The organism is Streptomyces sp. NPDC005799, from assembly GCF_040630525.1.
In the GTDB taxonomy this organism is placed as follows: Bacteria; Actinomycetota; Actinomycetes; order Streptomycetales; family Streptomycetaceae; genus Streptomyces; species Streptomyces griseorubiginosus_B.
The window spans coordinates 1-18,835 of sequence record NZ_JBEXXQ010000004.1 but is presented as its reverse complement, the minus strand read 5'-3'; the positions used below and the strand labels follow the sequence as shown (position 1 = coordinate 18,835).

15 protein-coding genes are annotated in these 18,835 nt (G+C 72.4%); 12 read left to right on the top strand and 3 right to left on the bottom strand.

Translation table 11 applies throughout. The annotated features are described in order from the left end of the window. Positions 1-164 precede the first annotated feature (164 nt). The 5 genes from ABZ453_RS05445 to nudC all read left to right on the top strand — a co-directional run bounded on the left by ABZ453_RS05445 (position 165) and on the right by nudC (position 10,232). Complete coding sequence (locus ABZ453_RS05445) at positions 165-542, top strand: MGMT family protein (protein WP_356762086.1); 378 nt, start codon at positions 165-167, stop codon at positions 540-542. A 258-nt stretch (positions 543-800) separates the two neighbouring features. Continuing rightward, complete coding sequence (locus tag ABZ453_RS05440; protein WP_359011805.1) at positions 801-4,127, top strand: ATP-dependent DNA helicase; 3,327 nt, start codon at positions 801-803, stop codon at positions 4,125-4,127. Positions 4,128-4,228: 101 nt separating this feature from the next. Next, the gene (locus ABZ453_RS05435; RefSeq protein ID WP_359011803.1) at positions 4,229-7,720 is read left to right on the top strand and encodes an ATP-dependent DNA helicase; all 3,492 of its coding nucleotides are present in this window, start codon (positions 4,229-4,231) and stop codon (positions 7,718-7,720) included. A gap of 10 nt (positions 7,721-7,730) precedes the next feature. Beyond that, on the top strand, positions 7,731-9,143 hold the full coding sequence (locus tag ABZ453_RS05430) for a dipeptidase (RefSeq protein ID WP_359011801.1): 1,413 nt from the start codon (positions 7,731-7,733) through the stop codon (positions 9,141-9,143). Between the two features lie 147 nt (positions 9,144-9,290). Further along, positions 9,291-10,232 carry an NAD(+) diphosphatase gene (gene nudC, locus ABZ453_RS05425; RefSeq protein ID WP_359011800.1) on the top strand — a complete coding sequence of 314 codons (942 nt, stop codon included), beginning with the start codon at positions 9,291-9,293 and terminating at the stop codon, positions 10,230-10,232. A 71-nt stretch (positions 10,233-10,303) separates the two neighbouring features. On the opposite strand, the gene ABZ453_RS05420 is transcribed toward nudC, so the two are convergent. Further along, positions 10,304-10,546 (bottom strand): mycoredoxin, encoded by a 243-nt coding sequence (locus ABZ453_RS05420; RefSeq protein WP_133044516.1) that lies wholly within the window; start codon positions 10,544-10,546, stop codon positions 10,304-10,306. A gap of 185 nt (positions 10,547-10,731) precedes the next feature. Here ABZ453_RS05420 and ABZ453_RS05415 point away from each other — a divergent pair, with 185 nt between their 5' ends. The 5 genes from ABZ453_RS05415 to ABZ453_RS05395 all read left to right on the top strand — a co-directional run bounded on the left by ABZ453_RS05415 (position 10,732) and on the right by ABZ453_RS05395 (position 14,623). Beyond that, the gene (locus ABZ453_RS05415) at positions 10,732-12,927 is read left to right on the top strand and encodes an ATP-dependent DNA helicase UvrD2 (RefSeq protein WP_359011799.1); all 2,196 of its coding nucleotides are present in this window, start codon (positions 10,732-10,734) and stop codon (positions 12,925-12,927) included. 165 nt (positions 12,928-13,092) lie between these two features. Then, positions 13,093-13,416: a hypothetical protein gene (locus ABZ453_RS05410; protein WP_356762080.1), complete on the top strand. Its 324-nt coding sequence runs from the start codon at positions 13,093-13,095 to the stop codon at positions 13,414-13,416. Positions 13,417-13,592: 176 nt separating this feature from the next. Further along, positions 13,593-13,961 carry a WhiB family transcriptional regulator gene (locus ABZ453_RS05405; protein WP_133044518.1) on the top strand — a complete coding sequence of 123 codons (369 nt, stop codon included), beginning with the start codon at positions 13,593-13,595 and terminating at the stop codon, positions 13,959-13,961. Further along, a complete protein-coding gene (locus ABZ453_RS05400) occupies positions 13,958-14,281 on the top strand; it encodes a hypothetical protein (protein WP_208784016.1) in 324 nt (107 codons plus the stop codon). The genes ABZ453_RS05405 and ABZ453_RS05400 overlap by 4 nt, the downstream gene beginning before the upstream one ends. A gap of 132 nt (positions 14,282-14,413) precedes the next feature. Beyond that, complete coding sequence (locus tag ABZ453_RS05395) at positions 14,414-14,623, top strand: hypothetical protein (protein WP_359011795.1); 210 nt, start codon at positions 14,414-14,416, stop codon at positions 14,621-14,623. Here the strand turns inward: ABZ453_RS05395 and ABZ453_RS05390 are convergent, their stop codons facing one another. Both ABZ453_RS05390 and ABZ453_RS05385 read right to left on the bottom strand, forming a co-directional pair. Next, positions 14,624-15,991 (bottom strand): AarF/ABC1/UbiB kinase family protein, encoded by a 1,368-nt coding sequence (locus ABZ453_RS05390; RefSeq protein ID WP_359011793.1) that lies wholly within the window; start codon positions 15,989-15,991, stop codon positions 14,624-14,626. Next, a complete protein-coding gene (locus tag ABZ453_RS05385; protein ID WP_359011791.1) occupies positions 15,984-17,231 on the bottom strand; it encodes a TOMM precursor leader peptide-binding protein in 1,248 nt (415 codons plus the stop codon). Before ABZ453_RS05385 ends, ABZ453_RS05390 begins: the two co-directional genes overlap by 8 nt. A gap of 278 nt (positions 17,232-17,509) precedes the next feature. Between ABZ453_RS05385 and ABZ453_RS05380 the strand changes: the two genes are divergently transcribed. Both ABZ453_RS05380 and ABZ453_RS05375 read left to right on the top strand, forming a co-directional pair. Beyond that, the gene (locus tag ABZ453_RS05380) at positions 17,510-18,106 is read left to right on the top strand and encodes a M48 family metallopeptidase (RefSeq protein WP_359011788.1); all 597 of its coding nucleotides are present in this window, start codon (positions 17,510-17,512) and stop codon (positions 18,104-18,106) included. Positions 18,107-18,217: 111 nt separating this feature from the next. Continuing rightward, positions 18,218-18,835 (top strand): TerD family protein (locus ABZ453_RS05375; protein ID WP_359011786.1); only part of this gene is annotated, 618 nt, incomplete at its 3' end.

Sequence of the window (18,835 nt, the reverse complement as noted above, 5' to 3'; positions counted from 1 at the left end):
ACCGGTCACCGCTCGCATGATGGTGGCATGTCCCACCGACACACGGGGGCATCAGGGTGCGGACGCGGGGGCGCACAGTCTGCCCGAAGCCACGCGCGGGGGCGAGGGATACGCACAGTGGCCGGCCCGTCACACTGTCGGTGGGGTGCGGCAGGATGGGCCGGATGAGTGAGGAGAGCCTGCCGCCCGAGGACGGTCCGGACGCGCTGCCGGAGTACGCCGAGCGCGTCCTCGAGGTCGCCGAACTGATCCCGCCCGGGCGTGTCATGACGTACGGCGACGTCGCCGAGTGGCTGGAGGAGGGCGGCCCGCGCCAGGTGGGCCGGGTGATGGCCCTCTACGGGGGAGCGGTGCCGTGGTGGCGGGTGGTCCGCGCGGACGGCGTCCTGCTCCCGGGACACGAACTGCGCGCGCTCGACCACTACCGCGTCGAGGGCACACCGCTGAAGGAGGCGAGCAGGGCAGCCGAGGGCCATCTGCCGCGCCTCGACATGAAGCGGGCGCGGTGGGACGGCGGCGGACGCGCGGAGGGCCACACCTGACAGCTTCCGCCATCGGGCGAACGCGTGTGTGACCCGTGATCCGTACGGGGGAAACGAGGCACGTCCGTGCCATGACGTACGTTCGTGGGTCGAGGGGCGTACGTGTCGCGAGTGGCCGGAGGGAAGAAGCGGAAGCTCTGCTTCCGAGTCGTCCCTCGGCGTAGCGTCGGCTGCGCGTTCCCCCCTCACCCCCCGATCACCGCCCCCGCACGCACGGTGGTCCGACAACCAGCACACCCACCAGGACCGGCGAACCACGTGAGCTCCTCTTCCTCCACCAGGCGCCTGTCGCACCCCCCGGTGCGACAGGGGAACCGTGGCGCTTACCGACTGGTGCATACCCCGCCCGCCCGACCGGTCCCCCCTCGTCTGGACGCCGCACAGCGCTCCGTGGTTGACCACACCGGTGGTCCGCTGCTCGTCCTGGCAGGGCCGGGCACCGGAAAGACCACCACGCTCGTCGAGTCGGTGGCGGCGCGGATCGCCCGCGGCGGTGACCCCGAGCGCATCCTGGTGCTGACGTTCAGCCGCAAGGCGGCCGTAGAACTGCGCGACCGCATGGCGCTGCGCGTGGGGGCCGCCCGCGCACCCCGGGCAACCACCTTCCACTCGTTCTGCTACGCCCTGGTCCGCGCCCACCAGGACAGCGACCTCTTCGTGGAGCCGCTGCGGCTGCTGTCCGGTCCCGAGCAGGACGTCGCCGTCCGTGAACTGCTCGCCGGTCAGCCAGACCTGCAGCGGCTCGGTCTCGCGCACGTGCGCTGGCCCGACGAACTGCGCGCCTGTCTGACCACCCGGGGCTTCGCCGACGAGGTCCGGGCCGTCCTCGCCCGCAGCCGTGAACTGGGCCTCGGCCCCGGCGCCCTGGACGCCTTCGCCCGACGCATCGGTCGCCCCGACTGGCGTGCCGCGGCCGCTTTCCTCGCCGAGTACCTGGACGTGCTCGACCTGCAGGGCGTGCTCGACTACGCGGAACTGGTCCATCGCGCGGTCCTCCTCGCCGCCCGCCCCGAGATCGCCGAACGGCTGGCGGCGCAGTACGACGCCGTACTGGTGGACGAGTACCAGGACACCGACGCGGCCCAGGTACGGCTGCTGCACGCCCTCGCGGGCGGCGGCCGCACCCTGGTCGCCTTCGGCGACCCCGACCAGTCGATCTACGCGTTCCGCGGCGCCGACGTCAACGGCATCCTGGAGTTCCCGGAGACCTTCCCGCGCGCGGACGGCCGTCCGGCGCCCGTGGAGGTCCTGCGCACCTCCCGTCGCTCCGGCGCCGCCCTGCTCGCCGCGACCCGACTGCTCACCCAGCGCATGCCCCTGACCCGCCTTCCGGCGGAGAAGGTACGCGCGCACCGCGAACTCACGCCGGTTCGGGACGGCGGCCGCGTCGAGGTCTTCACGTATCCCACGCCCGGTACGGAACTCGACAACATCGCCGACATCCTCCGCCGGGCCCACCTGGAGGACGGCGTCCCCTGGGGCGAGATGGCCGTCCTGGTCCGCGCCGGCTCCCGCACCATCCCGACGGTCCGCCGAGCCCTCACCGCGGCCGGCGTTCCCCTGGACATCGACGGCGACGACCTCCCCCTGCGCCACGAACCGGCGGTGGCTCCCCTGCTGACGGCGCTACGGGCGGTGGCCACGGCGGAGACGGCCTCAGGAGTGGCCGACGGGGGCGTGCGGGGAGACGACGAGGACGGGAACGGGCCCTGCTGGCTCGACACCGAAACCGCCCTCAGCCTCCTCGCCTCACCCCTCGCCGGGATGGACGCCGCCGACCTGCGTCGTCTCGGCCGTGCCCTGCGCGACGAGGAGCGGGCCGGGGGCAACCCCCTGCCGCCGCCGTCCGACGAACTGCTCACGCGGGCGCTCGCCGAGCCGGAGCGCCTGGCCGTGCACGACCCCGCGTACGCGCGTGGCGCCCAGCGGCTCGGCGCGCTGCTGCGCAAGGCCCGGGAGCGCCTCGCGGGCGGCGGTACGGCCGAAGAGGCGCTGTGGGACCTCTGGGAGGGAACACCCTGGCCCGCGCGCCTGGAGCGGTCCGCCCGGCGCGGCGGCGCGGCCGGACGCAACGCCGACCGTGATCTGGACGCCGTCTGCGCGCTGTTCGCGACCGCCGCGCGCGCGGAGGAGCGCACCGGCGGCCGGGGCGCCCTCAACTTCCTGGAGGAGATCGACGCCGAGGACATCGCCGCCGACACCCTCGCACGACGCGCGGTCCGTCCCGACGCGGTACGCCTGATGACCGCGCACCGCTCCAAGGGGCTGGAGTGGAGGCTGGTCGTCGTCGCGGGCGTCCAGGAGGGCCTGTGGCCCGACCTGCGCCGCCGCGGCTCGCTGCTGGAGGCCGACCGCATCGGGCGCGACGGACTCGCCGAACCGCTCACCCCGGGCGCGCTGCTCGCGGAGGAGCGCCGCCTGTTCTACGTCGCCGCCACCCGCGCGCGTGAACGACTCGTCGTCACCGCCGTCAAGGCCGCCGCCGACGACGGCGACCAGCCCTCCCGCTTCCTCACCGAACTCGGCGTCGAACCAAGGGACGTGACCGGCCGCCCCCGCCGCCCGCTCTCCGTCGCCGCGCTCGTCGCCGAACTGCGCGCCACGACGGTCGACCCGCGCGTCTCGGACACCCTCAGGGAGGCCGCCGCCCACCGGCTGGCCCGTCTCGCCGCGCTCGCCGACGAGGACGGCCGCCCCCTCGTCCCCTCGGCCCATCCCTACCGCTGGTGGGGCATGTACGAGCCGACCGAGAGCAAGGTGCCCCTGCGCAACCGCGAGCAGCCCGTCGTACTCTCCGGCAGCGCCCTCGACCAGCTCGCCAACACCTGCGCCCTGCAGTGGTTCCTGGGCCGAGAGGTGAAGGCCGACGCACCGGCGACGGCCGCCCAGGGCTTCGGCAACGTCGTGCACGTCCTCGCCGACGAGGTCGCCTCCGGGCACACCCCCGCCGATCTCGCCGTCCTCATGGAGCGCCTCGACTCCGTGTGGAACGCGCTCGCCTTCGACGCGCCGTGGAAGTCGGCGCAGGAGAAGGAGAACGCGCGCGTGGCGCTCGAACGCTTCCTGAAGTGGCACGTCATGGACCGCACCGGCCGCACCCCCGTGGCCAGCGAGCACGACTTCGACGTCACCCTCGAAGCCGGCGACTACGAGGTCCGCATCCGCGGCCAGATGGACCGCGTGGAGACGGACGGCGAAGGGCGGGCCTACGTCGTCGACTTCAAGACCGGCAAACAGCCCCTCAGCAAGGCCGAGGTGGCCCGCCACCCCCAGCTCGCCGTCTACCAGCTCGCCGTCCGCGAGGGCGCCGTGGACGAGGCGTTCGACGGGGCCCGTCCCGAGCCCGGCGGCGCCGAACTGGTCCAGCTGCGCCAGGGCGCCGCCCAGCGCGACGGCGGCGAGACCCTGCCCAAGGTGCAGGCCCAGGAACCGCTGGAAGGGGAGTGGGTCGGCGAACTGCTGGCCACGGCCGCCGGGAAGGTGCTCGACGAACGGTTCACGCCGACCACCGGACAACACTGTGCCCACTGCGCGTTCCAGGCGTCCTGCAGTGCCCGGCCGGAGGGACGGCACGTCGTCGAGTAACCGGGGTGATCGACGACACCACGTGCGCCGACCTGCGTTTTCCCCCGGCTCCGGGGGCGATTGGGCCTCCGCTGTCAGTGGCCGCCGCTAGCCTCTCTGACGTGCCGCCCCGTATCACCGATCCCGATCAGCTCAAGGAACTCCTCGGGATCCCGTTCACCCCGGAGCAGACGGACTGCATCATCGCGCCGCCCGCCCCGCAGGTGATCGTGGCCGGAGCCGGCTCGGGCAAGACGACGGTGATGGCGGCCCGCGTGGTCTGGCTGGTCGGCACCGGCCAGGTCGCCCCCGAGCAGGTGCTCGGCCTCACCTTCACCAACAAGGCGGCCGGCGAGCTCGCCGAACGCGTGCGCAAGGCGCTGATCAAGGCGGGCGTCACCGACCCGGACGTCATCGACCCCGACAACCCGCCGGGCGAGCCGGTGATCTCCACCTACCACGCCTTCGCGGGCCGCCTGCTGACCGACCACGGCCTGCGCATCGGCCTGGAGCCGACCTCCCGACTGCTCGCCGACGCCACCCGTTTCCAGCTCGCCGCGCGTGTGCTGAGGGAGGCCCCCGGCCCCTACCCCGCGCTCACCCGCTCCTTCGCCGACCTCGTCAGCGACCTGCTCACCCTGGACTCCGAACTCGCCGAGCACCTCGTACGGCCCGAGGACGTGCGGACGTACGACGCCGCACTGCTCGCCACCCTGGAGGGTGTCCGGCTCAGCAACGACGCCCTGCGGCAGGTCCCCAAGGCCGCCGCCGCCCGCCGGGAACTCGCCGACCTGGTGGTCCGCTACCGCGCCGCCAAACGCGAACGCGACCTGCTCGACTTCGGCGACCAGATCGCCCTGTCCGCGCGGCTGGCGCGGATCCCCGAGGTGGGCCGGATCCTGCGCGACGAGTTCCGGGTGGTCCTCCTCGACGAGTACCAGGACACTTCGGTGGCCCAACGCGTCCTCCTGGCAGGCCTGTTCGGCGACGGCACCGGCCACCCGGTGACCGCCGTCGGCGACCCCTGCCAGGCGATCTACGGCTGGCGCGGCGCCTCCGTCGCCAACCTGGACGACTTCCCGGAGCACTTCGCGCACCCCGACAGCCGCCCCGCGACCCGTCAGGCGCTCAGCGAGAACCGTCGCAGCGGCGGTCGCCTCCTCGACCTCGCCAACGGCCTCGCCGAGCCCCTGCGGGCCATGCACGCGGGCGTGGAGGCCCTGCGTCCCGCCCCGGGCGCCGAGCGCGACGGCATGGTCCGCTGCGCGCTGCTGGCCACCCACGCCGAGGAGATCGAGTGGGTCGCCGACTCCATCGCCCACCTGGTGCGCACCGGCAAGGCGCCCGGCGAGATCGCCGTCCTGTGCCGTACGGCGACCGACTTCGCCGAGATCCAGGGCGCCCTGGTCACCCGTGACGTCCCCGTCGAGGTCGTCGGCCTGTCCGGGCTGCTGCACCTGCCCGAGATCGCCGACCTGGTCGCCGTCTGCGAGGTCCTCCAGGACCCCGGAGCCAACGCCTCCCTGGTACGCCTGCTGACCGGCCCGCGCTGGCGCGTCGGCCCGCGCGACCTTGCCCTCCTGGGGCGCCGCGCCCGACTTCTCGTCGCCCACGCGCGCGTGGACACCGGCGACGACCGGGACCGCAGGCTCGCCGAGGCCGTGGAGGGGATCGACCCGTCCGAGGTGATATCGCTCGCGGACGCCCTGGAGACCTTCCTGGAGCTGCCGCTGGACGCCGAGCAGGCGGACGACGGGCTGCCGTTCTCGCCGGACGCGCGCGTGCGGTTCGCCCGCCTCGCCGCCGAACTGCGTGATCTGCGCCGGTCGTTGGCGGACCCGCTGATGGACGTGCTGCACCGGGTCCTCGCCGTCACCGGCCTGGAGGTCGAGCTGTCGGCGTCCCCGCACGCCCTGGCCGCCCGGCGCCGCGAGACCCTGTCGAACTTCCTGGACATCGCCGCCTCCTTCGCCGCCGGCGACGGCGAGGCGACCCTGCTCGCCTTCCTGGGCTTCCTGCGGACGGCCGCCCAGTACGAGAAGGGCCTGGACAACGCCCTCCCGGGCGGCGAGAACACCGTCAAGGTGCTCACCGCCCACAAGTCCAAGGGTCTGGAGTGGGACGTCGTCGCCGTCCCCGGCCTGGTCAAGGACACCTTCCCCAGCACCAAGGGCCGGGAGAAGTGGACCGCGCAGGGCAAGGTGCTGCCGCACGAACTGCGCGGCGACGCCGACACCCTGCCCGACGTCACGTCCTGGGACGCGCGCGGTCTGAAGGCCTTCCAGGAGGCGATGAAGGACCACCAGCACACCGAGGAACTCCGCCTGGGCTACGTCACCTTCACCCGCCCGCGTACCCTCCTGCTCGGATCCGGCCACTGGTGGGGCCCCACCCAGAAGAAGCCGCGCGGCCCCTCCGACTTCCTGCAGGCCCTCCACGACCACTGCGAGGCCGGGTACGGCGAGATCGAGGCCTGGGCCGACGAGCCGGCCGAGGACGCGGAGAACCCCGCCCTGCACTCCGCCGACGCCGACCAGGTCTGGCCCCTGCCCCTCGACGAGGCGTCCCTCACCCGTCGACGGGCCGCGGCCGAGACCGTCCTGGCCCACCTGGAGGACCTCGCGTCCCACGAGGACGGCGACCCCGCGGCCGTGCACGACCCCGACGACCACCAGGACCCGGACTGGCCGCCGCCCCCGGACGACGACGAGCCGTACGCGGAGGACGCCTACCCGGACGAGGAGCCCGCCGACTGGGACTCCTTGTCCACGGACCGCCCGACCGTCCCGCACCAGGCCGGAGCCCCGGGGCGCGGCATCGACGAGAGCGCACGCGCGCGGCGGACGGCGCCCGCGACGGCCCGCACCCGGCTCACCCCGGAGGAAGCCCGCGCCATCGCCTCCTGGGACCGCGACCTCGACGCCCTCACCGGTGAACTCCTCCGTGCGCGGGAGGCCGTCACCGACGTCCCCCTGCCCGCCTCGCTCACCGCCTCCCAGGTGCTGCGGCTGGCCGCCGACCCGGACGGTTTCGCACAGGAACTCGCCCGCCCCATGCCACGCCCCCCGCAACCCGCCGCGCGCCGGGGCATCCGCTTCCACGCCTGGGTCGAGGCCCGCTTCGAGGAACTGACCCTGCCCGTGCTGGAGCCGGAGGAACTGCCCGGCAGCGAGGCCGAGATCGCCGACGAACGCGACCTGGAAGCCCTCAAGGACTCCTTCGAGCGCACCGAGTACGCCCACCGCACACCCCACCGCGTCGAGGCACCCTTCCAGCTCGTCATCGCCGGCCGGGTGGTCCGGGGCCGGATCGACGCCGTCTACAAGGAGGGCGACGGCGAGGGGACGACGTACGAGATCGTCGACTGGAAGACCAGCCGCACCCGCACCGCCGACCCTCTCCAGCTCGCCCTGTACCGGCTCGCCTGGGCCGAGCAGCAGGGTGTTCCGCTGGAGGCCGTCAACGCGGCGTTCCTGTACGTCCGAACCGGTGAGGTAGTACGACCACGGGGTCTGCAGGACCGGGCCGCGCTGGAGCGGCTGCTGCTGGAGGGGCCGGCCGCGCAAGCAAACTGTGAGGAACCGCCCAACCAGGATGTCGGTGCGGGCCGATAGGCTCGTGACCATGAGCCAGCCCGTTGACAGTGCCGTCAGCGCCGTCCGCGCGTACATCGAGCAGCACCGTGCCGCCTTCCTCGAGGACCTCGCGGAATGGCTGCGCATCCCGTCCGTGTCGGCCCAGCCCGACCACGCGCCCGATGTACGCCGCAGCGCCGACTGGCTCGCCGCCAGGCTCCGGGAGAGCGGCTTCCCGACCACGGAGGTCTGGGAGACCCCGGGTGCCCCCGCCGTCTTCGCCGAGTGGCCCGCCGCCGATCCCGGGGCACCGACGGTCCTGGTGTACGGCCATCACGACGTCCAGCCCGCCGCCCTTGAGGACGGCTGGGACAGCGAGCCCTTCGAACCCGTCGTCCGCGACAACCGCCTCCACGCGCGCGGGGCGGCCGACGACAAGGGACAGGTGTTCTTCCACACCCTCGGCGTCCGCGCCCACCTCGCCGCCACCGGCCGCACCGCACCCGCGGTCACCCTGAAGCTCCTGGTCGAGGGGGAGGAGGAGTCCGGGTCGCCGCACTTCCGTGCACTCGTCGAGCAGCACGCCGGCCGACTGGCCGCCGACGCGGTGATCGTCTCCGACACCGGGATGTGGTCCGCGGACACCCCCACGGTGTGCACCGGCATGCGCGGCCTCGCCGAGTGCGAGATCCACTTCTTCGGCCCCGACCAGGACATCCACTCAGGCTCCTTCGGCGGTGCCGTGCCCAACCCGGCCACCGCGGCCGCCCGCCTGGTCGCCGCCCTGCACGACGAGCACGGGCGCGTGGCCGTCCCCGGCTTCTACGACGGCGTCGTCGAGCTCACCGACCGCGAACGCGAACTCTTCGCCGAGCTGCCCTTCGACGAGCAGGAGTGGCTGCGCACCGCCAAGTCCCACGCCACCCACGGCGAGGCCGGACACACCACCCTGGAGCGCATCTGGGCCCGCCCCACCGCCGAGGTCAACGGCATCGGCGGCGGCTACCAGGGGCCCGGCAGCAAGACGATCATCCCCTCCTCGGCCATGGTGAAGCTGTCCTTCCGGATGGTCGCGGGACAGGACCCCGACCACATCGAGAAGGCCGTCCGCGCGTGGGCGGCCGAGCAGGTGCCCGCCGGGATCCGCCACGAGATCACCTTCGGCGCGGCCACGCGCCCGTGTCTGACACCACTGGACCACCCGGCCCTGCAGTCCGTGGCGCGCGCCATGGGCCGCGCCTTCGGCCGGCCGATCCGCTTCACGCGTGAGGGCGGCTCGGGGCCGGCCGCCGACCTCCAGGAGGTCCTCGGGACGCCGGTGCTCTTCCTCGGCATCTCCGTCCCCTCCGACGGCTGGCACGCCCCGAACGAGAAGGTCGAGATCGACCTGCTCCTCAAGGGCGTAGAGACCACCGCATACCTGTGGGGCGACCTCGCGGACACCTGGCGTCATGCGCCCTGAGCCGCCCGCGCCGTCCGGGACGACACCGCGCGCGGGGCACACTGGGGGCGACGCCCCGCACCGCCCGGTCCCGGCCGCCGCCCGCCGTACGCCCCGCCGAACCGTCCGCCGAAACAATCCGTTGCACTGGGGGAGTTGGAAGCACCCGTGACCACCTGGACCGACCACACCGCCGACCGCCCCATCTCGCTCACCGCCCCGAGCGGCATCGACCGCGCCGCCCATCACCGGCTCGACGAGGCCTGGCTCGCGGCGGCCTGGAGCCATCCCACGACCCGCTGCTTCGTGGTCTCCGGCGGCCAGGTCCTCATCGACGAGACGCCCGACGGCCGTACCGAACTCGTCATGACCCCCTCCTTCGAAGCCCCCCTGACCGAGGCGCACCGCTACTTCCTCGGCACCGATGCGGACGGCGTCAGCTACTTCGCCCTCCAGAAGGACGCGTTGCCAGGACGCATCGACCAGTCCGCGCGGCCTGCGGGCCTGCGCGAGGCCGGTCTGCTGCTGTCCCCGCGTGACGCGGGTCTCATGGTGCACGCGGTCGGCCTGGAGAACTGGCAGCGCACCCACCGGTTCTGCTCCCGCTGCGGCGAGCGGACCGTGATCGCCGCCGCCGGCCACATCCGCCGCTGCCCGGCCTGTGGTGCCGAGCACTACCCGCGCACCGACCCGGCCGTGATCATGGCGGTCACCGATGCCGACGACCGCATCCTGCTCGGCCGGCAGGTCCACTGGCCCGAGGGTCGCTTCTCGACGCTCGCCGGCTTCGTCGAACCCGGGGAGTCCATCGAGCAGGCCGTGCGGCGCGAGGTCTTCGAGGAGGCCGGCATCGACATCGGCCAGGTCGAGTACGTCGCCAGCCAGCCCTGGCCCTTCCCGTCCAGCCTGATGCTCGGCTTCATGGCCCATGCCACCTCGACCGAGATCGAGGTCGACGGCGACGAGATCCACGAGGCCCGCTGGTTCTCCCGCGACGAACTGGGCGCCGCCTTCGACTCCGGCGAGGTCCTCCCGCCGTACGGCATCTCGATCGCGGCCCGCCTGATCGAGCTCTGGTACGGCAAGCCGCTGCCCACGCGGAGCGTGTGACAAGGCCGGAAGCACAAAAGGCGGTTCCTGAGTCACCTCAGGAACCGCCTTTCCGGCGAACTGGGGAGCGCTTACGCGCCGATCTTCTGCTTCACCTGCGCCAGCGACGGGTTCGTCAGCGTCGAACCGTCGGGGAACAGCACGGTCGGGACGGTCTGGTTGCCGCCGTTCGCCTTCTCGACGAACGCCGCGGACTCCGGGTCCTGCTCGATGTTGATCTCGTCGTACGTGATGCCCTCGCGGTCCAGCTGGCTCTTCAGCCGCCGGCAGTAGCCGCACCACGTGGTGCTGTACATCGTCACAGTGCCCGGCATGTCTCTCGCGCTCCTCAACTGCTTGGGGGATCGGTGCTCGCAGTGGGGGGAACGTACGTGAAACAGCAACCATTCCCGCACACGGGGCCCCGCCCGACGTGACGCCTGCCGCATTAGTACGACTGCGAGCCCCTGCCTGTGGACAACCGCCGCACCCGTCTCCGCCGACCTGGCAGCATGGCGGTGTGACAGCAGCAACGCACTCCACGCTCTTCCCGCAGGTCCCCGACTCGGCCGACGCGGTGCTCGAAGGGCTCGACCCCGAGCAGCGCGAGGTGGCCACCGCCCTGCGCGGCCCGGTGTGCGTGCTCGCGGGCGCCGGCACGGGCAAGACCCGGGCGATCACGCACCGGATCGCCTACGGGGTGCGCGCCGGGATCCTCCAGCCGTCCAGCGTGCTGGCCGTCACGTTCACCAACCGAGCCGCGGGCGAGATGCGCGGCCGGCTCCGTCAGCTCGGCGCCGCCGGCGTCCAGGCCCGCACCTTCCACTCCGCCGCGCTGCGCCAACTGCAGTACTTCTGGCCGAAAGCGGTCGGCGGGTCCATGCCCCGGCTGGTCGACCGCAAGATCCAGCTCGTCGCCGACGCGGCCGCCGCCTGCCGCATCCGCCTCGACCGGGGCGAACTGCGCGACGTCACTGCCGAGATCGAGTGGTCCAAGGTCACCCAGACCGTCCCCGCCGACTACGCGGCGGCCGCCGCCAAGGCAGGCCGGGAGGCCCCCCGCGACCCGGCCGAGATCGCCCAGCTCTACTCCGTCTATGAGGACCTCAAGCGGGACCGCTCCGTCATCGACTTCGAGGACGTCCTGCTGCTGACCGTCGCCGTCCTCCAGGACCGCCACGACATCGCCGAGCAGGTCCGGGCCCAGTACCAGCACTTCGTGGTCGACGAGTACCAGGACGTCAGCCCCCTCCAGCAGCGCCTGCTGGAGCTGTGGCTCGGCGAGCGGGACAGCCTCTGCGTGGTCGGCGACGCCAGCCAGACGATCTACTCGTTCACCGGAGCAACTCCCGACCACCTCCTCGACTTCCGCACCCGCCACCCCGGAGCCACCGTCGTCAAGCTGGTCCGCGACTACCGCTCCACCCCCCAGGTCGTCCACCTCGCCAACGGCCTGCTCGCCCAGGCCCGCGGCCGCGCCGCCGACCACCGCCTCGAGCTGGTCTCCCAGCGCTCCGCCGGCCCCGAGCCCCGCTTCACCGAGTACGCCGACGAGCCCGCCGAGGCCGAGGGCGCCGCCCGCCGTATCGCCGAACTCATCGCGGCGGGGGTCGCGGCGAGCGAGATCGCCGTCCTGTTCCGCACCAACGCCCAGTCCGAGACCTACGAACAGGCCCTCGCCGACGCCGGAGTCCCCTACCAGCTGCGGGGCGCCGAGCGGTTCTTCGACCGGCCGGAGGTGCGCAGAGCCATCGTCAACCTGCGGGGAGCCGCCCGCTTCGGCGGCAATGACTCCCTCCTCGACGACGCCGTCGACCTGCCCTCCCAAGTGCGGGCGGTGCTGTCCGGGGAGGGCTGGACACCCCAGCCGCCCGCCGGTTCCGGTGCCGTCAGAGAGCGCTGGGAGTCACTGGCCGCGCTGGTCAACCTCGCCCAGGACTTCACCGCCGCCCAGCCCGGCGCCACCCTCGGCCACCTCGTCGCCGAACTGGACGAGCGGGCGGGCGCACAGCACGCCCCGACCGTGCAGGGCGTCACCCTGGCCTCCCTGCACTCCGCCAAGGGCCTCGAGTGGGACGTCGTCTTCCTCGTCGGCGTGGCCGAGGGCATGGTCCCGATCACCTATGCGAAGACCGACGAGCAGATCGAGGAGGAACGGCGTCTCCTCTATGTCGGGGTCACCCGCGCCCGTGAGCGCCTGCACGTCTCGTGGGCCCTGTCCCGGTCACCCGGCGGTCGCCCGAGCCGTCGCCCGAGCCGCTTCCTGGACGGCCTGCGCCCCGGCTCCGCCTCATCGGCCGCACGGACGGCGGCGGGTGGCCCCGGCGGCGTCGAGCGCGGACGCACCCGAGGACCGGAGGCCGTCCCGCGGCGCGCCCAGCGCACCCCGGCCCGCTGCCGGGTGTGCGGGCGCACGCTCACCGACGCGGGCGAGATGAAACTGATGCGCTGTGAGGAGTGCCCCTCCGACATGGACGAGGGCCTGTACGAACGGTTGCGCGCATGGCGTGCGCGGCAGGCGCGACGCAGCGGGCAGCCCGCCTTCTGCGTCTTCACCGACAAGACGCTGATGGCGATCGCCGAGGCAGTCCCCGACGACGAGGGCGAACTCGCCCGCATCCCCGGGGTCGGAGTACGCAAGTTCAACCGCTACGGCGCCGATGTGCTGGCCATCTGCGCAGGCCAGGACCTCGCGGAGGGCGACGACGAGGACTGACGGAAACTCGTCGGAAAAATAGTTTGCGCATGCCCCAGCAATCCCCATAGGTTCTTAGCCACGGGGACGGAGGCCTTCTCGGAGGCCCCGATTCCGTGTTCTACTTGCATATCCGTCGGACTGGTTCACCCCAGTCCCCCGAGACGCCGAGAGGAGGCGAGTCCAGTGATCAGCATCAAGAAGAGCTCCACCACCACCGTCAAAATGACCGATCGCTCGGTCGTCGCCTCCCTGTGCATGCTCGACGCCTCCACCCGGGGCACCGGTCTGTCCGGCATCCGTGCCGTCCGTCCGGCGTCCTCGGTGTCTCTCGCGGGTCTTCCCATCCGTGAGCGCAATGAGCGACCGACCAAGGCACTGGAAGCAGTAGCGGCACAGGCGCAGGCCTATGCCTTTACGGCGGCTGGTGCCGGTAGCCGGAAGCAGACGAAGCAGCACCACCTGATGTGGGCCTTCCGTGGGCCAGAACCCTGGAGTGATCCAGCCTGATCGGCGATCAGGCCGGCGCCTTCAGGGCCGCGGAACCCCATCCGGGATCCGCGGCCCTTCTGTTTGTCCCCGACCGGGGACGACGGAGCGAAGGGGCCTCGGAACAAGAAAAGAACCGGGTACCCACCGCCTCCCGGTCCAACAGGACCGGAACGAACAGACGAGGAAGACGAATCGTGCAACTCGAAGCGCACGCCCCGTCCGTACCGCCTTCCGAAACGATCCCCCCGCCCGGCCCCACGGAGGACTCCGCCTTGATCCCGCTCACCGCGCTCACCGCGCTCGACGACGCCATCGAGAACCTCGGCGTACCCGTCCCCTGCCGCTCCTACGACCCGGAGGTCTTCTTCGCCGAGTCGCCGGCCGACGTCGAGTACGCCAAGTCCCTCTGCCGCACCTGCCCGCTGATCGAGGCCTGCCTCGCCGGCGCCAAGGAGCGGCGTGAGCCCTGGGGCGTCTGGGGTGGCGAACTGTTCGTCCAGGGTGTCGTCGTCGCCCGGAAGCGGCCGCGTGGCCGCCCGCGCAAGAACCCGGTCACGGCATGAACATCACAGGAACGATCGACCGCCCCCTCACGCACGACCCCAAGAAGCAGGCCCCGATGAAGCCGTCCACCAACGAGCCCGCCGGCTCCGCGATCGAAGACACCACGATGACCGGCGCGACCGGTTCGCGTCAGAACAGGACCCGAGAGATGCAACTCATCCCAGAAGCCCTGGCACGTGCGCATATGCACGAGCGCCTGCGTGAGGCCGAGCGGGAACGCCCGGCCGCGCGCCTGGTGGCCGCCCGCCGTATGCAGCGCCGGGCGGAGCGCGCCTCGCGGCGCGCCCGCCGTGCGCTCGCCATGGCGGTCATGCAGTAGCCGACCACATCTGAAGCGATGGCCTCCCGACCCCGGGAGGCGGTGGCTCCCCGCGGGGGGCCGTACGAACCGCACGGCCCCCCCCGGGGGTAGTTCCCGGCGTTCCCGCGGCGGTGGCGTTATCGTCACCGAATGACGAGTCCTCCCGCGGACAGCGACGACTCGGGCGCCCCCGCGGAGCCCCAGCCCCTGGTGTGCGCCCGCTGCGGCCGCCGGGCCGAAGGCCCGCAGCCCACCTGGACGTTCTCCGTGGACAACGGCAAGCACCAGTACTTCTGCGACGCCTGTTCCCGGGAGAACCTCAGGGCGATCGAGGGGCGGCTGGACTCGGCTTGGTGGTGATCAGGCCTCCACCACCGACTCCTCCTCGTCGCCCTCCTCCAGGACGAAGCCCGGCAGCCACTCCTCGAGTTCCTCACGCAGCCGGACCGTCGCCCCGAGCTGGCACAGCACCCCGATCGTGCTCAGCGTCACCCGGTGTATCAGCAGGTACGCCGGAGGCAGATTGAGCTGCTTGCCCAGTTGGTAGGCGGGGGAGCGGGGATCGGCGATACGGGCCGCCTGACTGCGCATCCAGCCCCGGGTGAAGGTGAACGCGTCGACCCGGGCCGGTTCGATGATCGGCAGGAGGTAGTCGAGGACGGCGGCCGGGTCCAGCTCTATGGACTCCTTGACGAAGCCCTCCTCGCGGAGGAGTTCGTAGACGGCCTCCGCGTCGCCGTCGAGGGTCATGCGCAGCGAGTCACCGATGGGGGTGGGCAGACCGCCCGGGAGCCGGTCGACCGTGCCGAAGTCCAGGACGCCCAGGCGCCAGTCGTCCTCGCCGGCCGGACCGCCGGGCAGCAGACGGAAGTTTCCGGGGTGGGGGTCGGCGTGCAGCAGGCCGGTACGGGCCGGGCCGGAGAAGAGGAAGCGGGCCAGGAGCTGTCCGGCGCGGTCGCGCTGCTCCGGGGTGCCGTCCGCGATGATCTCCGACAGCGGGACGCCGTCCATCCACTCGGTGATCAGCACCTGGTCGCACTGGTGGACCACCCGGGGCACCACCACGTCCGGGTCGTCCGTGAACTCCTCTGCGTGCGCCGACTGGGCCTGGGCCTCCAGCCCGTAGTCGAGTTCCTCGGAGACACGGTCCCTGAGCTCCGCGATCAGGGGCTTGACGTCCATGCCGGGGATGAGCGGGCCCAGGAGACGGGCGAAACGGCTCAGTTGATTCAGATCGGACAGCAGGGCCTCGCCGGCTCCCGGGTACTGCACCTTGACCGCCACCTCGCGGCCGTCGTGCCAGATCCCCCGGTGCACCTGGCCGATCGAGGCCGCGGCGGCCGGTTTGTCCTCGAACTCCAGGAACAGCTCCTGCCAGTTCTCGCCCAGCCGCTGGCCGAGCACGGTGTGAACGGTGCGCGTCGGCATCGGGGGCGCCGCCTCCTGCAGCTTCGTCAGGGCGGCACGGTAGGGGCCGGCGACCTCCTCGGGCAGCGCCGACTCGAAGACGGACAGGGCCTGGCCGAACTTCATCGCGCCGCCCTTGAGCTCGCCGAGCACCTTGAACAGTTGCTCCGCCGTGCGCTGCTGCAACTCGCGGCCGACGATCTCCGCCGACTCGCCGACGATCCGCTTGCCCAGTCCCCAGGTCGCCCGCCCGGCGAAGCCGAGCGGGAGCGCGGCGAGCTTGGCGGTCCGGGTGACCGCCTTGCGGGGAAGATCAGACATGCGCCCTCCAAGTCCCTGCCGGCCGCGCCGCGTCTGCCCTACGGCCCAACTCATTCGGCGTCTGCTCGCCCATTGTCTCGTGCCGGTTCCCGTGCTCGGCGGCCTGTCCCCCCTTCTTACCTTTCTCCGCTGCGCCGCAGGGGCATGCGGGGTGCGCCCAGACCGCTCGTGCATGCCAGTTCAGACCGGGCAGGGACACCTCCCAGCGGGCACCGGCGCTGGTCGGCACCATGCCGTCCAGAAACGCCAGCGCGTGCGCGGCCGCCAGTCCGGCCACCGTCGTCGCCAGGCTCAGATCGCATGCGCGCACCTGCCGCGACCTGCCCGAACCCGAGCGCCATTGGGCGACCAGCCGCGGCCACGCCGGGTCCCGGTCGGTGCGCGCCTCGTGCAGACAGCCCGCGCAGCCCGTCTCGCCCGGCAGGACGAGGGGGCCGACGACACCGGTGGCCTCCACGACGCCGGCGTACAGATGAGGCGTACCCGAAGTGATGAGGGGTTCGGCGGCGGAGGGTGCGGGCGCGTGCACGGCGACGTCGTCCCGTGGGGCGAGGATCACCAGCGAGAATCCGGGGTCGCCGGCCGGCACGGGTGCCGCGGGACCGCGGCGGGGCGGGCGGCCGGGAGTGGAGCGGCGTACCGCCTGCCGGGCGGCCTCGTCCCTGCGGGCGCCGACGGACTCGGCGGGCAGTCCGCCCGGCGCCACATCCCACGGTTCCACCGGGCCGATGTCGCGCACGTCGATTCCGCCGACGCCGGCGCCCGCGAGCAGTGAGGCCACCGTCGCACCCACCCGACCCGCGCCCACCACCTGCACACGCAGTGAGCGCCGGGCGGCGAGACGGTCGACGGCGTCGCCGGGTTCCCCGGTGAGCAGGGACAGGGAGGCGAGGTCCGGGCGCAGTCTCTCGAGGGTGTCCTTGCTGCGGCGCAGGGCGTCGGCGGCCGGTCCGCCGCCCTTCGCGTCGTCCAGCAGTCCCGCCCGGGACAGTCTGCCGACCAGCGTGTCCACATGCCCCTCGGGCAGGCCCATGCGGCGGGCCTCCTCGCGCAGCAGCGGCAGCCCGCGGGTGCCGTTGAGCAGGTCGAGGAAACTGGCCGTCGCCGGGTCCATCGGGCCCAGCGTCAGCGCGTGCGCCGGTGCCATCCCGAACTGCACGGTGTTGAGATCACGCCAGCCGCGCCTGAGCGCGGGCTTCATCATCGGAACGGCCGGAACCGTCACGTCCACAGCATCCATGTCAGGCCCCCGTAGCCCTCGTGGAGCACGCCCCTGGTGGGACATGCCCGTCGTAGAACATCCCCGTACGCCGGGCGAGGTCGGTCGTGGAGCGGTCGACGGTCGGTCGATCGCGGATCACCCGGCGAGGACCAGCATGCCCGGCCGTCACGGAGGGCACCGAAAGTTGTCCACAGGCGGTGGGTATTCGTCGTACAAATCAAACGCTCGGAGGGGGATCGGCACGGAACCGTCCCGGAGGCGGGACTTCCCCCGTGTGCAGCGGGTAACGTCGGGGCGTGTCCGCCGACCCACTGCACCGCGCCGGAGCACCACAGCGCAGCACGACGAGCCAGCCGCCGAGCGGCTCGGGGGCGAGCGCGATCGAGGTCCGCAGAAGCACCCGGCGCCGCCGGACGGTCTCCGCGTACCGCGAGGGCGATCGCACCGTCGTGCTCATCCCCGCCCGGATGTCCGAGGCGGAGGAGCAGCGCTGGGTCACCGTCATGCTCGACAAGCTGGCCGCCCAGGAGAGCAAACGGGTCCTCGGCGACGACGAGCTGACCGAGCGGGCCACGCGGCTGTCCGCGCAGTACTTCGACGGCCGGGCCCGGCCCACCTCGGTGCGCTGGGTCACCAACCAGAACACCCGCTGGGGATCCTGCACCCCCGCCGAGGGCAGCATTCGTCTCTCCCACCGGCTGCAGGGGATGCCCGAGTACGTCATCGACTACGTCCTGTTGCATGAGCTGGCGCATCTGCTCGTGCCCGGACACGGGCCCCGGTTCTGGAGGCTGCTGGACGCCTATCCGCGCACCGAAAGGGCCCGGGGCTACCTCGAAGGAGTGGTCGCCGCCGACCGGCTGCCGCATTCTCCGCCCACCCGCGGCGAGTGATCGCCCTCCCGGTCTTGTGTACCGGGTGTGTACCGACTTCTTCCGGTGTCGGAGTTAGCCGTTAGCCTGGCGCGACGCACTCACATTCGGGATGGGGGACGGTCGTTACGCATGGCCAGGGAATTCCAACGCGGCCACAAGGCCAGGATCAGTGACCTCACCGCGGGCACCGATCTGTACGTAGGCGTGCAGATCAGCGGCCCCGGACTGACGTTCGACATCAGCTGCTTCGGCCTCGACGCCGACGAACGGCTCTCGGACGACCGCTACTTCGTGTTCTTCAACCAGCCGAAGTCCCCCGAGGAGTCCATCCAGCTCCTGGGCGCCCAGGCCGGTGACACGGAGTCCTTCCGGATCACGCTCGACAGGGTCCCGCCGCAGATCCAGAAGCTGTCCTTCACGGCGACCCTCGACGGCGCCGGGCAGATGTCGCAGATCGCCCCCGGGTACATCCGCATCGTGGCGGGCGGCGAGGAGGTGGCCCGCTACTCCTTCAACGGCTCGGAGTTCTCCACCGAGCGGGCCGTGATGCTCGGTGACTTCTACCTGAAGGACGTGTGGCGGTTCGCGGCCGTCGGACAGGGCTTCGACGGCGGCCTGGAGGCGCTGCTGAAGAACTTCGGCGGCGAGGTCATGGAGGAGGAGGCGCCCGCGGCGCCCGCACCGCAGCAGCCGCAGACCGGCGCAGCCCCCGGCTTCGCCCCGCCCGCCTTCGCCGCCCCGGCCGCG

Excerpts from the sequence above, each read along its gene's own strand:
- ABZ453_RS05445 (WP_356762086.1), top strand. The coding sequence starts at position 165 with ATGAGTGAGGAGAGCCTGCCGCCCGAGGACGGTCCGGACGCGCTGCCG.
- ABZ453_RS05430 (WP_359011801.1), top strand. The coding sequence starts at position 7,731 with ATGAGCCAGCCCGTTGACAGTGCCGTCAGCGCCGTCCGCGCGTACATC.
- ABZ453_RS05420 (WP_133044516.1), bottom strand. The coding sequence starts at position 10,546 with ATGCCGGGCACTGTGACGATGTACAGCACCACGTGGTGCGGCTACTGC.
- ABZ453_RS05400 (WP_208784016.1), top strand. The coding sequence starts at position 13,958 with ATGAACATCACAGGAACGATCGACCGCCCCCTCACGCACGACCCCAAG.
- ABZ453_RS05395 (WP_359011795.1), top strand. The coding sequence starts at position 14,414 with ATGACGAGTCCTCCCGCGGACAGCGACGACTCGGGCGCCCCCGCGGAG.
- ABZ453_RS05390 (WP_359011793.1), bottom strand. The coding sequence starts at position 15,991 with ATGTCTGATCTTCCCCGCAAGGCGGTCACCCGGACCGCCAAGCTCGCC.
- ABZ453_RS05385 (WP_359011791.1), bottom strand. The coding sequence starts at position 17,231 with ATGGATGCTGTGGACGTGACGGTTCCGGCCGTTCCGATGATGAAGCCC.